We start from the raw sequence: 20,338 nt of genomic DNA on the forward strand, positions 1-20,338 counted from the left end.
ACACAAACCGTGCGGTGACGAGCGGCCATGGCTGGAGAGGCCAGCGCGCAGAGGAGCGCGGCGGCGAGGAGGTGTAGCGCGCAAAATCGAATGGCACAGCGCGCAGGTTCAAATGTCATCAGTGCACGAACCCTGAAGGGGCGTTTAAGGCCCCTTCAGGCGCCTTCCCTGAGTTAGTTGATGGTGATGGTCAGGGCGTTGGAGATGGAGGCGGCGTAGGTGCCGTCGCCACCATAGGTGCAAATGACTCGGTGCGAGCCCGTTGCGGTGATGGCCCCGGTGAAGGTCGCCACGCCGTTCGAGATCGTGCCAGTGCCGAGGACGGTATCGCGGTCGTAGAATGTGACCGTGCCCGTCGCGGCGGTCGGCGCCATCGTGGCCGTTAGGGTGAAGTTCGTCCCCGAGGCTACCGTGGTCGCGCTCGTGGTCAGCGTCGTCTGCGTGAAGGTCTTCGCCGAGCCTGCCGCGTAGTCCGCCGGGTAGGAGCTGATCCCGAGCACCGGGACCGGGGTCCAGGCCGTGTGGCCCTTGCCGATCGCGGGGCTGCCGGCCTGCAGGGAGAAGTCCCGCCCGGCTTGGTTCACGAACTGCGGGTTGGCGTATGCCTCCCCCGTCGCCAGCGTCATTCCGTAGTCGTTGTAGAGGTGGGTGATGCCGCCGGCCCCGCTCTGGCTGGGGTTGTTCACGAGGTTGAACACGTTGCCGCTGTGGTACGTGCTGTTGTTCTGCTTGAAGACCGCGTCGCCCGAATTCAGCTGGACGATGTTGTTGTTGATGCCATAGGCGGGCGACTGTCCGACGTCAGCACCTATGGGACAGATTGAGGGTCTTCACGAACGGAGGATGGCTGGTTCATCGTAGCCCCTGAGGAGCGAAGATGAAGCAGACATCCGGACCGGCCAAGAAGCCGGCAGAAGCGGTGATCAAGGACATCCGTCGGGCCACACGTCGGCAGTTCTCGTCCGAGGAGAAGATCCGTGTGGTGCTGGAAGGCTTGCGGGGCGAGGACAGCATCGCCGAGTTATGCCGACGTGAGGGGATCGCCGCCTCGATGTACTACGGCTGGTCCAAGGAGTTCCTGGAGGCTGGCAAGAAGCGCCTGTCCGGCGACACGTCTCGTGCGGCCACTACGGATGAGGTGCGGGACCTCCGTCGCGAGACGGGGGCGCTGAAGGAGGTCGTAGCTGATCTCGTCCTGGAGAACCGTCTGCTCAAAAAAAGCATGAGCGGGGCTGGGGGCGACGAGGCATGAGGTACCCGGCCCCCGAGAAGCTGGAGATCATCCGGCTCGTCGAGCAATCCCACCTGCCGGTGCGCGCTACCCTGGACAAGCTCGGCATCACCCGCTCGACGTTCTACCGCTGGTACGACGCCTACCAGCGCGGCGGCCCCGAGGCGTTGAATGACCATCCTTCGCAGCCAAGCCGGGTCTGGAACCGCCTACCTGCGGAGATCCGCGAGCAGATCGTTGCTCTGGCCTTGGAGCAGCCTGAACTCAGCCCGCGTGAACTGGCGGTACGCTTCACCGACGAGCGGCGCTACTTCGTCTCGGAAGCGACCGTCTACCGGCTGCTCAAGTCTCAGGACCTGATCACCAGCCCGGCCTATATCGTCATCAAGGCCGCCGACGAGTTCCGCGATAAGACCACCGCGCCCAACCAGCTTTGGCAGACGGACTTCACCTACCTGAAGGTCGTTGGCTGGGGCTGGTACTACCTGTCGACGGTCCTGGACGACTTCTCACGCTACATCGTCGCCTGGAAGCTGTGCACGACGATGCAGGCCAGCGACGTCACCGCCACGCTCGACCTGGCGCTGGGTGCGGCTGGGCTCGATCAGGCGCGGGTGATGCCGCGGCCACGCCTGCTCTCCGACAATGGGCCGAGCTACGTCGCCAGCGACCTAGCTGACTGGCTCGGCATTCGGGCCATGACCCACATCCGCGGCGCGCCATGCCATCCTCAAACGCAGGGCAAGATCGAGCGTTGGCACCAGACGCTCAAGAACCGCATCCTGCTTGAACACGCCTACTTGCCCGGCGAGCTGGAGACGCAGGTTGCCAACTTCGTCGAACACTACAACCATGCCCGAGCCCATGAGAGCCTGAGCAACCTCACGCCCGCCGACGTCTACTTCGGACGCGGTGAAGGGATCCTGGCCGAGCGGGAACGCATCAAGCGCCAGACCTTCATGGATCGCCGCTTGCGCCACCACGCGCACGCTGCCTAACCTCTCACCCCAGATGGACCAGAGCCTCCGCTCCTGAACACCGCTGAATGTACCAAATCATCTGACGACGGACAGGCCGGTACGTGCGAGGAAACGGCAGTCTTCTCCTCACTCGCCACGAGCTTGTCGAAGAGGGCGGCACGGGCCTGCTCCACCGTTTTGCCCTCGGCGAGCATGGTGGCATCGAGGTCGGCCGGCAGGGTCGGGTCCTTGCGCCGGGCGAGCGCGACAAGGTTCTTGACCTCGCCGGCCGCGCCAATGCGCTCCTTGGCCTGGGCGACAGTCGCGCCCTCGGCGAGGAGGTTGGCAGCCATGGTCGGCACGCCGCCTGCGACGCAGAGCGTGACGATCTCGGACGCGTCGGCACGCGACACCGTCGAAGAGGTCACTTCAGGCTTGGGGCCATCGACGACCGCCGCGAGCGCAGCGCTGGGGTTCGGGGGTATGGCGGTGTCAGTGCTGGCCGGCGCGGTCGCCATGGGCTTTTCCTTCAAGCGTGGGGGAGCGGCCGGCGAGGCGGCCGTGGGGCGAGCGCGCTTAGTCCACGCACGCTGATCGGCCAGGGCGACCAGGCGCTCCGGCGGATGTTCGAAGAGGCGGTAGTCGAAGGCCGTCGGTTCGGGCGCAGCGTCGTCGTTGGCGGCGCGCGCCAGGGTCCGGTCGGCGTAACCGGCGGTGACGGCCTCCTCCGGGGTCATCCAGACCTCGGCCTGCATGTCGGCACGGGCCTCGGCGACGGTCTTGCCGGTCTTCTCGGCGTAGATGCCGGCCATGGCCGTCGCGAGCGCGGTCAGCGCCCGGATCTGCAGCTCGTGGTCGTCGATCGTGCCGAAGGTGAAGCCCGAGGGGTCGTGCACCATCATCAGGGCACCGAGCGACATCACTACCTCGTCACCCGCCATCGCGATGACGGATGCGGCCGACGCAGCGATACCCTCGACGATGACGACCTTGCGCCCCCGGTGGGCGGCGATGGCCGAATGAATGGCCGCCCCTTCGGTGGCGATGCCACCGCCGCTGTTCAGGCGGATCGTGACATCCTGGTCGCGTCCGACCTGCGCCAGGGCGAAGATGACGTCTGAGGCGGTGAAGCACTCGTCCCAGTAGAGATTGCCGACCGTCCCCGAAAGGATGATCTCGTTCCCATTGACCAGAGCGGCCATGGTGCCTCCGTGAAGTGTTGCGGCCACTCAGATCGTGGGCGGGGCGGGCTCTGCCTGCTGGTCATTATCGACAGGCACGGCCTCGTCGGTCTTCGCCTTCTGTCGGCCGTCGCTGGTGTAGGAGAGGCCCAGGGTATCGGCCCGCTCGTTGTCGCTCGCTTGCTCAGCGTCGACCGTCTCGGAGTCGTAGCCGCCCTCGGCGACTTTCCGCGTGCGGGTGGAGAGACCCGCTTGGATCTCCATGGTCTTACCCTGCACGTCCTGCACCGGGTGGATGTACGGCCAGGCCTGGGGGATCCAGTTCGCTGCGTAGGCTTCCTGCCTGGTCATTCCGGGCGGCAGACGGAGAGCGCCAGACAGCAGCGCGAGATCGATCCAACGGATCCAGATTGGACGGCAGAATTGGAATACGACCAGGTGATGTTGCCACTGCTCGACGGCCCGGCGGAAGTCGTTGAGCGCGGCGCGCAGCGTACGGTCGTTGAGCTGGCTGTAGTCGCCGCTCAAGACTTCGTAGAGCAAGCCGCAAGCCGCCGCGACGCTGCGCTTCGACTCGCGAACGAAGGCCTCGAAGTTCGGTCCCACATCCTTCGGGTCTGAGAACTCGATGTCCTCGCCGTCGGCCAGCACCTGCAGTGTGCCGGGTTCGAATGCCACGGTAGCGGCACCGTCATCGTCGGCCGGGTCAGCCCCGAGAGGGCCGCCTCCAGGTAGCCCCTCGTTCTCATCGAGCTTGCGCCGGATGAAGCCAACCAGGCGGGCCGCGTTCTTCTTCCGGACCAACTCAGCGTCGAGATAGCCGTCGAGTTCGTAGAGCGTGCGCAGCGCGCGGGCGAGCCAGGGTTCACCACGATCCTGCCCAGGCCGCGCAGCCCGATAGAGGTGGCAGACGTCCGTCGCCGGCACGAGCGTCAGGTCCAAGGCTCCGGCTGAGTAGAGCACGTCGCCGGGATGCTCCCGGTAGAAGTAGTACCCTGCTCGCTTCCCGATGGCGCTGTACTGGATACCCTGCCGTATTCCCTCCGCGGCGTCAGTCTTCGCGTGTGGGCACTGATCACCCTCAAGCAGCTGCAGTTGCAACGGAACCGTAAGGCCGTCCTCTGGTCTACGGGTTCGAAGGCGGGTGAACGTCTCCCCGCCCTCGACCATGCCGCGCACAGCCAGGGCAGTGAGGCCGTAGAAGTCGTGCGCGCCGACACTGTCGGCCTCGTCCGTCCAGGCGAGCCACAGCTTCTGGATCTGCGAACGAAACGCGGCGTCTTCGGCCTTGCGCTTCTTGGCCTGCGGCTTCGTCAGCCCGTCGAGGGAGCGCGCTGCCATGGAGCGCGGCACGATGCCCGTTCCCACGATATTCGTTACAAGCCGCTCGACAGCCGCGCCTGCGTAGGGGTTCTTCCTGGCTTGGTCGCGGGACTTCTGCCGGAGCTCGTCAAGTGAATAGGTGATGGCCGCGTTCGGCCCGTAGCTTCCCACGCGCCATGCGCGCGAGCGCCGACCGGTACCGTTGGCGACATCATAGGGGGCAGCGCTCGGCACCCCAACGATGTCGCCCGCCAAGTCCATCGCCAGCGGCTCGACGTAATGAGCGGTCCCCTTGACGCGAAACCGGGCGCCGTGGGGGTTAGCGGACGCTACCACCCGCTGCGTCCGACCATCACGACCTGCCGCGTCCGGCGCGTCACGGTTGTAACCGGAGCTTCGGCTGCCTGGCGCGCAAGAAGGTCGGACAGAGCCTGACGCATCTCGGCGTAAGTTCGATACGTGATCAGGCCGTTGTCGCCGTCACGAAGGGTGAGGACGCCGCTGGCCATGGCATCGCGCAGGTCCGCGATCTGCTTCGTCAGGTCGGTGGCCATGCTGCCCTCACCGTCGATTCGATACGCGGCTGCGTCGGACGCTGCGGCGGTGCTGTTCCCGAGCAGCCAGCGTGTTGGCGGCGACCACGGGCGGGACCTCAGCCTCAGCGGCGGACCTCAAGCGCTCCATCCCGAGTGCCGCCTCCAGGTCGCGCCAGTGCACCTCGCGCCAGCGATCCCAGCCGCGCATCGCAGCGAGGGCGCGAGCATAGTTCGCGCAGTCCAGCCACTCGTTGCGGCGCCCCCCGATCGGCACCCACTCGCGCCGGGTGCGTCCGCGGTTCGTGCTCACCACCATTTCCTCGGCGGTCAGTTGCTTCACCCCGTCCTCAGGTACATCCCGAGGAAGGTGGACGAAGCCAGCCGGGAAGGCCTCACCGTTCGGCGGGCGATGGAGCGCCAAGCACCCCATCAGCTCCTGCTTAGCGAATGATACGCCGACCCGGACAGTCTTCAGCCCGCGCCGTAGCTTCTTGCCCGATGCGGTAGTGTCCTTAGCGCCCACTCCAAGGAACGCGCCCGAGTAGCTGTCCTGCCCGTCGACGGCGTGCACGTTGCCGCGCCCAGCCATGGAACGGACGAAGGCGTAGACCTCGGCGGTGAACGCACCGGAGTCGACGCCCCAGTCCCGTACCGCCATGTCGGCGCCACCCTCGTGTGCCCAGGTCTCGTCGAACATCGCCGCGAGCTCGGCCCACACTGGAGCGCGCCCGGTATCGCCAGGCAGCACGCGGTGCTCGATCAGCCAGCGTTCTCGGTTGCGACCGAAGCCCCAGACGCTGACCTCGATACGGTCCTTCTGCACATCGACGCCGCCGAAGAGGATCAGCGCACCGCGGCTGACCGTACCGCTCAGGTAACTGTCCCGCCGCGCGTAGACATCCTGCCACTCGGGCGTGTCCGCGCCTTCCTTCCAGGTGCGGGCGAGCTGCGTGTTGTAGAACGTCCGCAAGGCTTCCGGCCCTCGGCGCAGCGCCCGCGCGAACTTCGCTACCGTCTCGCGGATCGTTTGCTTCGGAGCGTAGAGCTTCGATGTCCGACGTCAGCACCTATGGGACAGATTGAGGGTCTTCACGAACGGAGGATGGCTGGTTCATCGTAGCCCCTGAGGAGCGAAGATGAAGCAGACATCCGGACCGGCCAAGAAGCCGGCAGAAGCGGTGATCAAGGACATCCGTCGGGCCACACGTCGGCAGTTCTCGTCCGAGGAGAAGATCCGTGTGGTGCTGGAAGGCTTGCGGGGCGAGGACAGCATCGCCGAGTTATGCCGACGTGAGGGGATCGCCGCCTCGATGTACTACGGCTGGTCCAAGGAGTTCCTGGAGGCTGGCAAGAAGCGCCTGTCCGGCGACACGTCTCGTGCGGCCACTACGGATGAGGTGCGGGACCTCCGTCGCGAGACGGGGGCGCTGAAGGAGGTCGTAGCTGATCTCGTCCTGGAGAACCGTCTGCTCAAAAAAAGCATGAGCGGGGCTGGGGGCGACGAGGCATGAGGTACCCGGCCCCCGAGAAGCTGGAGATCATCCGGCTCGTCGAGCAATCCCACCTGCCGGTGCGCGCTACCCTGGACAAGCTCGGCATCACCCGCTCGACGTTCTACCGCTGGTACGACGCCTACCAGCGCGGCGGCCCCGAGGCGTTGAATGACCATCCTTCGCAGCCAAGCCGGGTCTGGAACCGCCTACCTGCGGAGATCCGCGAGCAGATCGTTGCTCTGGCCTTGGAGCAGCCTGAACTCAGCCCGCGTGAACTGGCGGTACGCTTCACCGACGAGCGGCGCTACTTCGTCTCGGAAGCGACCGTCTACCGGCTGCTCAAGTCTCAGGACCTGATCACCAGCCCGGCCTATATCGTCATCAAGGCCGCCGACGAGTTCCGCGATAAGACCACCGCGCCCAACCAGCTTTGGCAGACGGACTTCACCTACCTGAAGGTCGTTGGCTGGGGCTGGTACTACCTGTCGACGGTCCTGGACGACTTCTCACGCTACATCGTCGCCTGGAAGCTGTGCACGACGATGCAGGCCAGCGACGTCACCGCCACGCTCGACCTGGCGCTGGGTGCGGCTGGGCTCGATCAGGCGCGGGTGATGCCGCGGCCACGCCTGCTCTCCGACAATGGGCCGAGCTACGTCGCCAGCGACCTAGCTGACTGGCTCGGCATTCGGGCCATGACCCACATCCGCGGCGCGCCATGCCATCCTCAAACGCAGGGCAAGATCGAGCGTTGGCACCAGACGCTCAAGAACCGCATCCTGCTTGAACACGCCTACTTGCCCGGCGAGCTGGAGACGCAGGTTGCCAACTTCGTCGAACACTACAACCATGCCCGAGCCCATGAGAGCCTGAGCAACCTCACGCCCGCCGACGTCTACTTCGGACGCGGTGAAGGGATCCTGGCCGAGCGGGAACGCATCAAGCGCCAGACATTCATGGATCGCCGCTTGCGCCACCACGCGCACGCTGCCTAACCTCTCACCCCAGATGGACCAGAGCCTCCGCTCCTGAACACCGCTGAATGTCCCAAATCATCTGACGACGGACAAATCCGCGCCGATCCGATTGGGAGGGCCGGCAGCGGTACGTCGAAGCGGTCATCGCCTTGGAAGGTGACCCGCTCCGCGGCTCCGGTGCTGACCGAGTATTCGTTGCGATCCTCATAGTCTTGATCGTCTCGGGCGGCATCTGGGGGTGCTGGGCCGGCTACCACGACGACCCAAACGGTCAATTCTCAATGGCGGCTATTGGTACGATCATTGGCATCTGTGCTGGCTTCTTCCTCACCCTGATCGCTGCCGGGCTGATCTACGGCTTGCGCTTCATCTTCACTGGGAGGACTTGAGCCATGACCACCCACAACACCCAAGAGCAGGACCTGCGGACGGCGCTGGACGAAAAGGTCGGCCATGAGTGAGAAGAAGCGCATCATCGAATTGCAGCGGTCGTTGAAGATCGCTCGCGATGCCCTCACCAAGATCCGGCATGGGCATTCGCGGTGTCCAGAGACTGACGCTGAAGCCGCCCTAGACGCCATGCTGCCGCTTGAGCCGAAAGTACAGCTTCAGGGGCTTACCGGACACGAGCGGAGGCAGCGTCCATGACCGCCTCCCATCCACACACCGTCACCCGCCAGGGGGAGCCAGATGCCGGCTGAGATCACCGACACGTCTCCGCTCCGGCTTGCGGTGGCAGCCGAGATGGCTTTCCCCGACGGCAGCATGACCGTGTCAGGCCTGCGCCGCGAGGCTGCCCGAGGCCATCTTGTCACTATGCGAATCGCCGGCAAGGATTACACGACCCTCGCGGCCATCAACGAGATGATGCAACGATGCCTCGCCCGACCAAAGGGACGCGACTGTGGTTCCGAGAGCCGCGCTACGACGTCAAGACGGGCAAGCTCCGCGAGCGCGGGAGCTGGGTCATCCGCGACGGGGCAAAGTTTATCGCCACGGGATGCGCTTTTGATGAGGTTGGAGAAGCTGAGACCAAGCTCGCAATCTACATCGCAGAGCGCAGGTCGGCCGACCGCCGAATTAAGGACATTGAAAAGATAGACGTGGCTGAAGTCTTGGGCTTCTACCATGACAAGACCCGCGACAAGCAGGCAAACAAGGCGAAGCTCGACGAGCGCGTGATCCGGCTGACGAAGTGGTGGGGCGGTCGAATGCTTTCCGATGTAACCGGCGAGACCTGCGAGGCCTACGCCGCATCCCGGAAAACGCCAGGCGGTGCCCGCCGCGATCTGCAAGACCTGGCTGCTGCGATCACGCTTCACCGAAAGCATGGGCTCCATCGTGAGATCGTTGAGGTCCTGCTACCCGAAAAAGGGGTGTCGCGCGACCGTTGGCTGACGAGAAGTGAGGTCGCGCGCCTGCTCTGGACCTGCTGGCGGCATCGGGAGGTGCAGGTCTGGCAGCGGGGCACGCGGGCCGGCAAGTCGGTGACGACGGACAAGCGCCCTCTCCGTCACATCGCCCGATTCATCCTGATTGGCCTCTATACCGGCACCAGGGCGGGGGCCATCGCGACGGCATCGCCCTATCGCGGGATCGGGCACTCTTGGGTCGACCTCGACGCCGGCCAGTTTCAGAGGCTTGCCGAAGGCAAGAGGGCGACGAAGAAGCGCCAGCCCCTCGTGCGCCTACCCTCGCGGCTCGTGGCACACATGCGGCGCTGGCGGCTGAAGACCCACTTCATCGAATGGAACGGCAAGCCGGTCGCCTCGGTGAAGGTCGGCTTCGCGTCAGCCGTTCGGCTCGCCGGCCTCGAGGGGAGGGTGCATCCGCATACCCTGCGGCACACCTCCGCGACCTGGATGATGCAGAACGGCGAGGACATCGGCGAGGTCGCCGGCTTCCTCGGCATGTCGCCCCAGATGCTGATCGACGTCTACGGCCACCATCACCCCGACTTCCAAGAGGCGGCCGCCGAATCCTTCAGCGTGCGGAACCGGAAGAAGCACCAAAAAGTGGGTATTCCTGTGGGCGCAGCCGGCGCGGCCCGACAGAATGTCGCCTAAGCCATTGAGGGTATTGGTGGGCCCGGCAGGACTCGAACCTGCAACCAGACCGTTATGAGCGGTCGGCTCTAACCATTGAGCTACAGGCCCAAGCCGTTGTTACGACTTAGACTTCGGTTATTCTGCCGACGACCGAAACCCCGCGGGCGACAGAACCGGCGACAGAATCCCTAGCTTGCGTACCGTGAAGAGCCGGCATCGGCAAGGGCAGGAGAGGTCGAATTGGGCCTTCCGCGTAGCGGCCAGTGCCCCTATCCCGCCCGGCCCGCACCAACCGCCGGCCCCCATGCCCGCTCCACTTGAGACTAAAATCGTCCCCGCTAACCCACAGATCTAGCGTAGCGCCTTCCTCGGACTCCGACCGCGCGTCGTCCCCTACTCAGGCTTCACCATGCAGAGTTGGACCGGCACGTACAAGAGGTGCATCGGACTCGTGATCTGCCGGCCGGACGAGAAGTCTTTCGACGCCGAGACGCCATGCCCGCCGACCACGGACGCGATCGAGTCCGGGAAGGTGTTTCAGGAGTAGAGAAATAGGGCCCTCTTGCTGACGTTGGCGAGTTCGGTCGCACCCGAGCCAGCCCCGCCGATCGTGCGGGCGTTCATCTGCACCCAGCCGGCCTGGATCGACGCATCGAGGCGCCACATGATGGCGCCCATCGCGGCGACGGCGGTCGGATCGATCGGCGCGTCGGAGCCGCAACCGGTCGCCACGGCCTCACTGAGGCCATCGTTCCAAAGCAGGTCGCCGTCGCGGCCGAGGACCTCCTCGCGGTACAGGCCAGCGGGCAGGTATACGGTGGTCCCGGTCGGGCTTAGCTAGGGTCCGGTTTGCCGTCCCGATGATCAGGCCCAGGTGGTCGGCGAGGTCGAGACGACCCATGGGTACCGAGGGTAATCGCGGATCGCCCGATCCGGACGTCCCGATCTTGGGGACCCGTTAGGAACGTCGCGGTCTTTTCTTCCGCGGTGGGTCGACCAAGCAGCAGCGGCATATCCTTGGCCCGGGAGAGTTCCTGACCGGCGATCTCGTGCGGATGCATCATGACGGGGGTTTCCGCCAAGCAGGCGCCTGAGGGCGAGCCCCTCGAACCGGCATGCGGTCACGGGTCCAAGGATGTCTGCCGAGACAGCGTTCCTGTCGAGCATGGACAGTCCCGAGGAAGTCGCAGGGGAAGGCGAAGCCTGTGACTACCGACGGCCATCCGGGAGGATGCGATAGAGGCTCAGGCCCCCCCGAACAGGCCGTGTGGTCAATGGGATCGAGTGCAGACCGGGTGCCCGGTCTCGCAGGCGGGACGGGTTCGCCGAAACGCTCCGTCAGTCGCGGGCGACGAGCTTGGCGATCCGGTGCTGCCGCTGGAGGATCGCGCGCAGATATCCGATGGCGCCTTCCTGCATCGGGCGCAGAACCTGCGAATCCAGCTCTGTATCGCGCCGCATCGACACGAAGAACTCGTGCCCACCCCGATCCGTCCCGGCAATCTGGTTCAACACGAAGGGAAAGAGGCCGAGCCTGGTCGCCTCCTCGATCACGTCGAGGAACGACAAAGGGGTGAAGACCCAGCAATGGCATGCCGCGTGATTTTCGGACCCGAGAGCCGCTGCACGCGTGTATGCGAGGGACAGTGCCGCGTCCTCGTGGATCCGCCGAGCAGACGAGGGATCATTGCCCTCCCAAACCGACGCTGGATCGATCGCGCGCGTGTCGTAGACGTGGGCAAAGATCTGCCGTGGGCTTGGACGCTCGTAGGCGAGCAGGTCTGCTTCGACCAATTCGGCGATCGTGCTTTCCCGACGGCTCGCGTCGGAGGTGTAGCGTCGATCCGGCAGTGAGAGGTTGAGCACGCCGCCAGGGCGGAGCACGGCGTGGAGGCCGCGAAGCCAGCCGAGCAGGTTCGGCACGCGGTGGGCTGCATCGGCGGCGATCGCGAAGTCGAAATCCGTTCGTCCGATCAGTGCGGCCAGCGAGGTGGAACCGGTCCAGGCGTAATCTGCCCGGACAGCGTCAAGGCGATCGGCATAGGCATCGACGGCGTGATCGAGATAAGTGACGTGCAGACCTTCCGGCAACGGCGTCGGCTCGGACCCTGCATCGAACTCCAAACCCCGACCTTCGGGCAGGCCGACATCGTGCGTCAGCCGCGCGAGGCGGCGGTCGGCAGATCGTCGGTTCAGAAAGGCATCGAGGGTGAGCGAACCTGACTGCATGCATCCAGACCCGATGGTGCGGTTTAGACAGCCGCGAGAACCAAACGGTCGGCATAACCGCTCCAGGCGCAGTCGTCCACGAGGGTCTGAGCGAAGACGGCATCGAGGCGAGCGCGCTCGGTCTCGACGAGGGGGCCGTCGCATGCGACCGGTCGGCATCGGGCCGACAGCCCCGGCGGCACGAAATCCGGATTGTGCAGTTCGTGATCCGACGCCTCTTCGAAGAAGGGCCGGCAGCCGAAGTCGAGGAAGCTCTCGGCGGCCAATCCCTCGGCGAGCAAGATGTCGTGGGTGTCGAGCTCCACGTGCCAGTAGGTGACACTCGCCGTGCAGGTGCGGGCGATGGTGGTTCCGTTGACGAGGTGCATGACCGGCACGAGCACGCCGCCCCGAGCCTCGGCATCGGCTCCGACGAGGACGGGGTGGCCGGGGGAGAGGAACAGGTCACGGGTGGGCAGGCCGTGGCCGAAGGCGCCGGCGCGGATCCGGATGGGGGCTTGATCGACGGGCAACACCGGCTCGGCGCCGAGGCGGCGGTGGCCGGTCCAGATCACGGCGCGGCGGTCGCCCGAGGCGGTGACGGCACAGTCGCCGACCTGCAGGTCCTCGACGGCCACCTCGCCCCGCGTCGTCAGGATGCGCGTGCCGGACGCAAAACAGAGAACGAAAGCGGACTGATCAAAAGTTGATCTGGGAATGATATCTGACTGCGTATACGATTTATCTGTGTATAAAATATAACTGAACCCACCAGGCCGCTTTGTGGATGGATACTCGACTACGACACCCTCGTTACCAAGTTTGCCCCAATATGTCTGGTCTGTCCTATACTCAGTCCCATCCGTCTGTATAATCTTGAGGGGCTCGCTCTTCACATCCCCGAAGACTTGGGTGCTGTCCTCACTCCCACTGCTCGCCGCATCCGAAAGCGTATAGCGGCCGTTGGTAATGACGTTCCCGACCGTAAACGTATTGTTAGCATTGGCGATCAGCTCAACGAAATTACTGTACACGACAGATGGATTTGGACCAGACGACATATCGATAACTCCGCTTCATGGGCTCGATTTGGATCGATGATGGAATTAAGACTTCTCGATAATAGCATAAGCCATAAATAAGAAACCCAATATCTATCGCAAACAATCCATATACATGTTTATATTTATTTGGGGGCGACACATATTTCATATAAATCATTTTTATTTACATTATACAGAGCTCCTCCAATATGTTCAGCCGGGATCTCGTCAAGTGACAATTCAAGCGCCTCCCGAGAAATGACAAATTCGCTTCTTGATTGTTTTAAATGACCAAGGAGCTTTCGCTATCTGTCTAGCGAGACCTGGAATTTCACACCCTCTCGATCGACTTTTCGCGATCCTTTCCGATGTTTTGACAGATGGTTCCGGCGGTCATCTTCTCCCTGGCGAGCGATCCGAAGGGATCCCCGGCCCTCGACCAGTCGATCCCGGTCGAGGGCCAGGCGCACGCGTCATGCAGGGCGGCCGCGAAGTGGACATCCAGTCGTCGCCGTTCGGTCTCGACCACCGGACCGTCGACGACCACGGGCCGACACCGCGCGCTCCAGCCTGACTGCACCAAATCTGGATTCTGAAGGATGCCGTCGGAGGCTTCATTGAAGAAGGCGCGGTCGCCTCCATCAATATAGCTTTCAGCGGCCAGACCCTCCGCGAGCAGGATATCGTGTGCGGCGAGTTCAACATGCCAATAGGTCACCGTGGTGACGGGCTCGCGAGCGATCGAGGTACCGTTGACCAAGCACATGATCGGCACAAGGACGCCGCGATCCGACGCTGGTCCGCCGGCGACGAGAATGGGGTGCCCCGGAGAGAGGCGCAGGTCGCGTGTGGGCACCGACCGGCCTTCGGCGTCCCGGCCGAAAGCCCCCCGCAGAACCCGCACGGGCCAGTGGGCCGATGAAATCCGCCCCCCCACGCCCAACGTCCGATGGCCGATCCATCGGATGACGCGTCGCCCCCCTGTCGCCGTGAGGGCGAGATCGCCGGGCCGCAACGCTTCCACCGCGACCTCGGCTCTTGCGCCGTCTCGGATCAGGGCGATCCGTGTCCCGGTGGTGAAGCAGAGAGGGGCGCCAAACCGAAGATCTTCGACATTGGTCAGCCGATCGGTCGTGCCCGTCAGCTTGTCGACGACGAGGGTCGTGCCATCTACTGTGGCGGAGATGGCGTAATCCGTCTCGGCTCCTGCGAATTCCACCGTATCCCTGCCGGAGCCACCATCGATGGTGTCGCCGTTGCCATTCGTGCGGAAGGTATCGTTGCCACGGCCACCAATCGCCCTGTCTATTCGTGTGTCGTAGGCAATGGAGATGTTGTTGACGAGTGTTCCGTTGGCGCTGGCGCTACTAAACGTCCCCGGGTTGAGATTGACGTTCGAGTTGGTCGAATACCCGGATAGATCGAGTGTGTTGTTGGCGCCCCGATTATAAATCGTTAGTACAGGATCCATATTCTGTTTAAAATCATAGAATTTTCGGGAGAGACCCGATATATTCGTATTGAAGCCGTATGTCTGGCCACCCGCGAACGTACTGCTTGTCGAGCTACCGTAGATTCTCTGAAGAGCCTGGATGTCGAGCGACATAGGCGTCTGGGAATACAATCGGTAGCTTACGCCAGAATTGACCGTGACCCAGTTCGTCCCAGCAACAGGATAGCTGGAGTAGTATTTTGCACCGGAGTCGTCCGGATTGACGTATGACATAATTGTCCATGCTTGGTTGTCATAAACACCAAGCTGATTCTGACTATTGAAATCATCTCCATTGTATCGTCCCGCATGCCCGAGACCGAGTGCGTGCCCCAACTCATGAGCGACGGTATTGAGCGTAAAGCTGGCAGTAGGACCGAAGCTGCCGAACTGTTCGGCGGGAGCATTGATGCTGATCTCGAGTTGTCCACCCCGGGTGTTCGGAGAATTCTGCGAAGGAATCTGCGTCACGCCCATTCCGGTCCTGGACGAGCCGTTGGCCGGAACGAAGGTAGTCCCATTACCATCAGCCGAAGGCTTGAACTGCATGTTGACGGCAGCGCCTGAATCATCCCTCCGAAATTGAATGTTCGCGAAGTCCGAATAGAGCGCCAGCGCCGCCTCGTAGCCAGCCTGCTCTTCGGCACTGAGCCCCGCCGCGAATCCGTAGCTTACCGTGCCGCCGCCGGTTCCTGCGGAACTGGCCGGCGACACGACCGCCCCCCCGGCGTCGTTGTTCCATTTCGAGATCCACGCCCGGCCGAGATTGTCCCCGACACTCCAGGTGAAATAGGTGTCCTTCGCGATCACGCCGTTCTCGTCGATCCCGGTCAGGAAGGTCAGTTGCTCCTTCTGCTCCGCATTCAGACTCGCCATGTCTGCTCCCACCTGCGCACGCTCGAACCGAAGCATCACGTCCCTGCCGAGCTTGTCGAACGAGGCCGCGAAATTCCCACGTCCCTGGAGCGGTGCAGTGATAAGGGCTTCAGGGCTGGGGGCTTCAGGAACGCCATGGCGCTTTGGATGTCCGGAGAATCTTGGTCCTCGAGATGATGGGGATGGCCCGGGATTCTCTGCCGGCGCCGAGCCGAACTCGAATGGGAGCGGTTTCGACCGGCGAGAGCCTCCGGACGCATCCGGGCTGGAGAGCCGGCAGTTGCGCTTGATGTTCGAGAATGCCTACCCGATGGCCGGCGCTGACGAAGCGCGCGCGTCGCGGCCAGTACGCCGAAGCGATAAGTCGCGTCCCCTGAAGAGGTTCGGTTCCGGCGTGGCCGCCACGATCACGGCCGAAGCGGATCATCGGCCCGCCAGCCTGAGCAGGCTGGCGTGGGAGTTATCATCGATCGGGGCAACGCTCTCCAGGGTCCTACGACCGGAACACCGGAGGTCGTACTCGTCGATCTGTTCGGGCAGGACCGTGCCAGCAGATCGAGTGACAGCCGCTTCCTCGGGGAGGATGCCGGCCGCCTCGATTTCGGCTCGATCTCGCCGTTCAGCCACTCCAGCGAGTTCGGGGCCTGAAGCTTGACCCGGGGCCGAGCGGACGGGCACTCGAACGAGAGTACGACGATACCCGACCTCAGGATTCCTTGAGGGGGAGGGGGATCGATGCGCGCGAACCGTGACGGACGGCATCGTCGCGGAGCCAGCGGACGGTCTGGACCATAGCCCAGGCTCCGGTGTCACGCCTTCCGAGAATCCTCTGACCGCGCCAGGGCAGACGCGAAAGAAGGAACCGGCTTCGTTCTCAGGGTTGGGTCGTCCGTTCCTTCACATGGTACGGGGCGTGCGCCGCCGCACAAGGTTGCCGTCCGAGGCGGCGGCTCCGTCTGGCCGTGTCGGGGACGACAACCACATGAGGTGACCGGCGGACGCGGCGGAGGCTGCGCGCCGTCGCTCGTCCATCCCGTTTGTCCTTGAAACAACGTGAGACTGTCCGCATGCCCTCCCTCTCCGATCCGATCCGCATCGGCGCGATCGACGCCAAGAACCGCGTCTTCATGGCGCCGCTCACCCGCGGCCGCGCCTCCCGCGCGCACGTGCCGACGCCGATCATGGTGGAGTATTACCGCCAGCGCGCCAGCGCCGGACTGATCCTGACGGAAGCGACCGGGATCTCGCAGGAAGGCCTGGGCTGGCCCTTCGCCCCGGGCATCTGGTCCGACGAGCAGGTCGAGGCCTGGAAGCCGGTGGTCCGGGCCGTGCACGAGGCGGGCGGCAAGATCGTCTGCCAGCTCTGGCACATGGGCCGCATCGTCCATCCGGACTTCCTCGGCGGCCGGCAGCCGATCTCGTCCTCGGCCACCACGGCCCCGGACGCCGCCCACACCTACGAGGGCAAGAAGCCCTACGCCGAGGCCCGGGCGCTGCCCGTCGACGAGATCCCGCGCCTGCTGGCCGATTACGACCGCGCCGCCCGCAACGCCATCGCGGCCGGCTTCGACGGCGTGCAGATCCATGCGGCGAACGGCTACCTCATCGACCAATTCCTGCGCGATGGCGCGAACTTCCGCACCGATGCCTATGGCGGCTCCATCGAGAACCGCATCCGCCTGCTCACCGAGGTGACGCAGACGGTGGCCGAGGCCGTCGGCAAGGACCGCACCGGCGTGCGCCTCTCACCCAACGGCGCGATCCAGGGCGTGGACGATTCGAACCCCGACGCCCTGTTCGGCGCGGCGGCCGCCGCGCTGTCGAAGATCGGCATCGCCTTCCTGGAGCTGCGCGAGCCGGGGCCGAACGGCACCTTCGGCACGGCCAACCACGCCCCCGTCGCGCCGACGATGAAGGCGGCCTTCGACGGCCCCCTGATCCTGAACTCGGATTACGACGGCCCCCGCGCGCAGGCGGCCCTCGACGCGGGCCAGGCCGACGCCATCGCCTTCGGGCGTCCCTTCATCGCCAATCCAGACCTGCCCGAGCGGCTGTTCGCAGGCGCGCCCCTGAACAAGGACGAGGCGAAGACCTGGTACAGCCAGGGTCCGGAGGGCTACGTCGACTATCCAACGCGGGATGCGGCCCGGGCTGCCTGAGCGGCCGACCCGATCGGGGCCGTCCGGGTCGTCGTCTTCGACCCTGGACGGCCTATACACGAAGGGAGGACCCGGTCGATCGCGGAACGGCCCCGGGCGCCTCAGTAGCGGCCGGCGCTATCGCTCGGAGGGGAGACACCCTATGTGTTGCGATCGACGGGGATAACCGCGCTTGCCTTCGACCGATGCCTGCTCAGCCGCGCCGACCGGATGGACCGAGTCCGATCGGCTGGCGGAGCTCGCCAGCCTCGACCTGACGGCGGCCGGGCGCGAGACCGCCTACGACGACCTGACCCGGATCGCGGCCCTGGTCTGTGACGCGCCCATCGCCCTGGTGAGCCTCGTCGAGGCGGACCGGCAATGGTTCAAGGGCCGCACCGGCGTCGAACTGCCCGAGACGCCGCGGCGGATGTCGATCTGCGCGCACGCCCTCGAGGCGGGGTCGCTCCTCGTCATCCCGGACCTGACCGCCGACCCGCGCACCCGGGACAATCCCCTCGTGAGCGGCGAGCGCCGGCTGCGCTTCTACGCCGGTGCCGTCATCCACTCGCGCGCGGGCTTGCCGCTCGGCACGGTGTGCGTCCTCGACCGGGTCGCGCGCCCGGACGGGATCACCCCGGTCCAGGCCGAGATGCTGGAGGCCCTGGCCCGCCAGGCCGCCACGCTGATCGAGCTGAGCCGGACGCGCCGCGAGGTCGATGCCCGCGAGGCGGAACTCGAGGCGAGCGAGCGCCGCTTCCGGGTGATGACCGGCGCGATGCCGCAGATGGTCTGGACCACGCAGCCCGACGGCTACCACGACTTCTACAACGACCGCTGGTACGACTTCACCGGGATGCCGCCCGGCTCGACGGACGGCGAAGCCTGGAACGGGATGTTCCATCCCGACGACCAGGAGCGGGCCTGGACGCGCTGGCGCCACAGCCTGGCCACGGGCGAGCCCTACGAGGTGGAGTACCGCCTGCGCCATCATTCCGGAGCCTATCGCTGGACCCTCGGCCGGGCGATGCCGCTCTACGATGCCGAGGGGCGGATCGAGCGATGGTTCGGGACCTGCACCGACATCGAGGACCTGAAGCGGGCGGAGGCCGAGGCGCGCAAGCTCGCGGCCATCGTCGAGCAGTCTCAGGACTTCATCGGCATCGCCGACCGCGAGGGATCGGTCCAGCACATCAACGAGGCCGGGCGGCGCCTCGTCGGGCTGCCCGACGTCAACGCCGTGGCCGGGACCCAGCTCCTCGACTACTTCATGCCCGAGAGCCAGGCGCTGGTCACCGGCACCGTCCTGCCCGCCGTCGAACGGCAGGGCTGGTGGGAGGGCGAGCTCGCCTTCCGGCACTTCGGCACGGGCGAGGGGATCGCGGTCCTCTACAACATCTTCCCGGTGCGCGACGATGCGGGTCGCTTCGTCGGCTACGCCACCGTCACCCGCGACCTGCGCGAGCGCAAGCGCGCGGAGGAGGCGCAGGACCTCCTGATCAAGGAGCTGTCGCACCGGATCAAGAACATCTTCGCGGTGGTGGGCGGTATCGCCGGCCTCTCGGCCCGCACCGACCCGGCCGCCCGGCCCTTCGTCTCGGCCTTCCGCGAGCGCCTCGGCGCCCTGGCCCAGGCCCACGAATACGTCCGGCCCCACTCCCCCGCCAGCGCCCCGGCGGTGAAGGGCCAGACCTTGTTCGGCCTGATGCGGCTGATCATGGCGGCCTACGTGCAGGACGGGCGGGAGCGGATCGTGGTCGACGGCGACGACGTGGCCGTGGGCAAGCGCGCCGCCACCGCGCTGGCGCTCATCATGCACGAGCAGGCCACCAACGCGATGAAGTACGGGGGCCTGTCGACCGAGACCGGCGGTGTCCGTCTCACCGGCCGGCGAGAGGGGGCTTTCTACATCCTGACCTGGGCGGAGAGCGGCGGCCCGACGGTCATCGGTCCGCCGACGCGGCAGGGCTTCGGCACGGTCCTGGCCCAGCGCAGCGTCGTCGGGCAGCTCGACGGCACCCTGGAGCAGGACTGGGCCCCGACCGGCCTCGTGATGCGCCTCGTGGTGCCGGTGAACAACCTCGAGTCGTGAGCGGGCGCCCCTACCGCCTCGTCGTCTTCGATTTCGACGGGACCCTGGCGGACAGCTTTCCCTGGTTCGCCGGGGTCATCAACGGGGTGGCCGACCGCTACGGCTTTGCCCGCATCGCCGCGCACGAGACGGAGACCCTGCGCGGCATGGATGCGCGGGGCATCGTCCGGCATCTCGGCATTCCGGCCCGGAAGCTGCCGCTGATCACCCGCCACATGCACCGGCTCGCCGCCCGCGACATCGCCGCGATCCGGCTGTTCCCCGGGGTGCCCGACCTCCTCGCCGACCTCGACGGAGCGGCTCTGCTGCTCGGCATCGCCAGCTCGAACCGCGAGGCGACGATCCGGCGGGCGCTGGGGCCGGAGGCCCGGCGCTTCACGCACTATGCCTGCGGGGCCGCGCTGTTCGGCAAGGCGCGGCGCCTGCGCGCCCTGATCCGCGATGCCGGGGTCGCCCCGTCCGACACGCTCTATGTCGGCGACGAGATCCGCGACCACCAGGCCGCCTCCGAGGCGGGCTGCGCCTTCGGGGCCGTGGCCTGGGGCTATACCCGCGCCGACGCCCTGGCGGCCCGGGGGCCGGCGCACGTCTTCGCCGATCCCGGCGCGATCGCCCGGGCCATCGTGTCGGGTCTGCCACAGGACGATGGAAACTGCGCCGCGGGCCGGCCCGCCGGCTTGCCACCCGGTCCCGCGGCGCGCCAGGTTACCGCCTGATACGTGCCGCTCGGCGCTCGGGAAG

General features: G+C 65.6%; 16 protein-coding genes, 1 tRNA gene and 1 pseudogene. 7 read left to right on the forward strand and 11 right to left on the reverse strand.

From position 1 onward, the window contains the following. Window positions 1-173: 173 nt before the first annotated feature. Complete coding sequence (locus ACXJY8_RS04045) at window positions 174-686, reverse strand: Ig-like domain-containing protein (RefSeq protein WP_463776254.1); 513 nt, start codon at window positions 684-686, stop codon at window positions 174-176. A gap of 191 nt (window positions 687-877) precedes the next feature. On the opposite strand from ACXJY8_RS04045, the gene ACXJY8_RS04050 reads away from it, so the two are divergent. After that, window positions 878-2,229 (forward strand): IS3 family transposase gene (locus ACXJY8_RS04050; RefSeq protein WP_463773284.1). Its coding sequence is split into 2 segments (ribosomal slippage): window positions 878-1,214 and window positions 1,214-2,229, totalling 1,353 coding nucleotides; the frame shifts between segments, so codons are not numbered across the junction. On the opposite strand, the gene ACXJY8_RS04055 is transcribed toward ACXJY8_RS04050, so the two are convergent. The 4 genes and pseudogenes from ACXJY8_RS04055 to ACXJY8_RS04070 all read right to left on the reverse strand — a co-directional run. Beyond that, window positions 2,226-3,392: a head maturation protease, ClpP-related gene (locus ACXJY8_RS04055; protein ID WP_463776257.1), complete on the reverse strand. Its 1,167-nt coding sequence runs from the start codon at window positions 3,390-3,392 to the stop codon at window positions 2,226-2,228. The genes ACXJY8_RS04050 and ACXJY8_RS04055 overlap by 4 nt on opposite strands. Before the next feature lie 27 nt (window positions 3,393-3,419). Next, window positions 3,420-4,955: a phage portal protein gene (locus ACXJY8_RS04060; protein ID WP_463776261.1), complete on the reverse strand. Its 1,536-nt coding sequence runs from the start codon at window positions 4,953-4,955 to the stop codon at window positions 3,420-3,422. Between the two features lie 68 nt (window positions 4,956-5,023). Then, the gene (locus tag ACXJY8_RS04065; RefSeq protein WP_463776265.1) at window positions 5,024-5,248 is read right to left on the reverse strand and encodes a phage head-tail joining protein; all 225 of its coding nucleotides are present in this window, start codon (window positions 5,246-5,248) and stop codon (window positions 5,024-5,026) included. A gap of 7 nt (window positions 5,249-5,255) precedes the next feature. Next, a pseudogene (locus ACXJY8_RS04070) lies at window positions 5,256-6,269 on the reverse strand (terminase gpA endonuclease subunit); the annotation flags it as partial. A gap of 97 nt (window positions 6,270-6,366) precedes the next feature. On the opposite strand from ACXJY8_RS04070, the gene ACXJY8_RS04075 reads away from it, so the two are divergent. Then, window positions 6,367-7,718, forward strand: a protein-coding gene (locus ACXJY8_RS04075) for an IS3 family transposase (protein ID WP_463773284.1) whose coding sequence is annotated in 2 segments (ribosomal slippage) — window positions 6,367-6,703 and window positions 6,703-7,718 — 1,353 coding nt in all. Because the reading frame shifts where the segments join, the coding sequence is not laid out codon by codon here. A 260-nt stretch (window positions 7,719-7,978) separates the two neighbouring features. On the opposite strand, the gene ACXJY8_RS04080 is transcribed toward ACXJY8_RS04075, so the two are convergent. Then, window positions 7,979-8,176 (reverse strand): hypothetical protein, encoded by a 198-nt coding sequence (locus tag ACXJY8_RS04080; RefSeq protein ID WP_463776267.1) that lies wholly within the window; start codon window positions 8,174-8,176, stop codon window positions 7,979-7,981. Between the two features lie 399 nt (window positions 8,177-8,575). On the opposite strand from ACXJY8_RS04080, the gene ACXJY8_RS04085 reads away from it, so the two are divergent. Continuing rightward, window positions 8,576-9,766, forward strand: coding sequence for a tyrosine-type recombinase/integrase (locus ACXJY8_RS04085; protein WP_463776272.1), 1,191 nt, complete (start codon window positions 8,576-8,578; stop codon window positions 9,764-9,766). Between the two features lie 14 nt (window positions 9,767-9,780). Here ACXJY8_RS04085 and ACXJY8_RS04090 read toward each other — a convergent pair. From ACXJY8_RS04090 to ACXJY8_RS04110, 5 genes are all read right to left on the reverse strand, one after another. Continuing rightward, window positions 9,781-9,856 (reverse strand) — tRNA-Ile (locus tag ACXJY8_RS04090). A 429-nt stretch (window positions 9,857-10,285) separates the two neighbouring features. Next, on the reverse strand, window positions 10,286-10,480 hold the full coding sequence (locus ACXJY8_RS04095; RefSeq protein WP_463776278.1) for a hypothetical protein: 195 nt from the start codon (window positions 10,478-10,480) through the stop codon (window positions 10,286-10,288). A gap of 606 nt (window positions 10,481-11,086) precedes the next feature. Continuing rightward, window positions 11,087-11,977 carry a hypothetical protein gene (locus ACXJY8_RS04100; RefSeq protein WP_463776282.1) on the reverse strand — a complete coding sequence of 297 codons (891 nt, stop codon included), beginning with the start codon at window positions 11,975-11,977 and terminating at the stop codon, window positions 11,087-11,089. Between the two features lie 23 nt (window positions 11,978-12,000). Then, window positions 12,001-12,990: a Hint domain-containing protein gene (locus tag ACXJY8_RS04105; RefSeq protein ID WP_463776285.1), complete on the reverse strand. Its 990-nt coding sequence runs from the start codon at window positions 12,988-12,990 to the stop codon at window positions 12,001-12,003. Between the two features lie 340 nt (window positions 12,991-13,330). Continuing rightward, window positions 13,331-15,367, reverse strand: coding sequence for a Hint domain-containing protein (locus ACXJY8_RS04110; RefSeq protein WP_463776287.1), 2,037 nt, complete (start codon window positions 15,365-15,367; stop codon window positions 13,331-13,333). A 453-nt stretch (window positions 15,368-15,820) separates the two neighbouring features. On the opposite strand from ACXJY8_RS04110, the gene ACXJY8_RS04115 reads away from it, so the two are divergent. The 4 genes from ACXJY8_RS04115 (at window position 15,821) to ACXJY8_RS04130 (ending at window position 20,313) form a co-directional block, all read left to right on the forward strand. Next, complete coding sequence (locus ACXJY8_RS04115; protein ID WP_463776291.1) at window positions 15,821-16,015, forward strand: hypothetical protein; 195 nt, start codon at window positions 15,821-15,823, stop codon at window positions 16,013-16,015. Window positions 16,016-16,434: 419 nt separating this feature from the next. Beyond that, window positions 16,435-17,526 (forward strand): alkene reductase, encoded by a 1,092-nt coding sequence (locus ACXJY8_RS04120; RefSeq protein ID WP_463776296.1) that lies wholly within the window; start codon window positions 16,435-16,437, stop codon window positions 17,524-17,526. 172 nt (window positions 17,527-17,698) lie between these two features. Beyond that, window positions 17,699-19,597 (forward strand): PAS domain S-box protein, encoded by a 1,899-nt coding sequence (locus ACXJY8_RS04125; RefSeq protein ID WP_463776298.1) that lies wholly within the window; start codon window positions 17,699-17,701, stop codon window positions 19,595-19,597. Then, window positions 19,594-20,313 (forward strand): HAD-IA family hydrolase, encoded by a 720-nt coding sequence (locus tag ACXJY8_RS04130; protein WP_463776301.1) that lies wholly within the window; start codon window positions 19,594-19,596, stop codon window positions 20,311-20,313. Before ACXJY8_RS04125 ends, ACXJY8_RS04130 begins: the two co-directional genes overlap by 4 nt. Window positions 20,314-20,338 lie beyond the last annotated feature (25 nt).

The organism is Methylobacterium sp. TK31 (assembly GCF_055361545.1).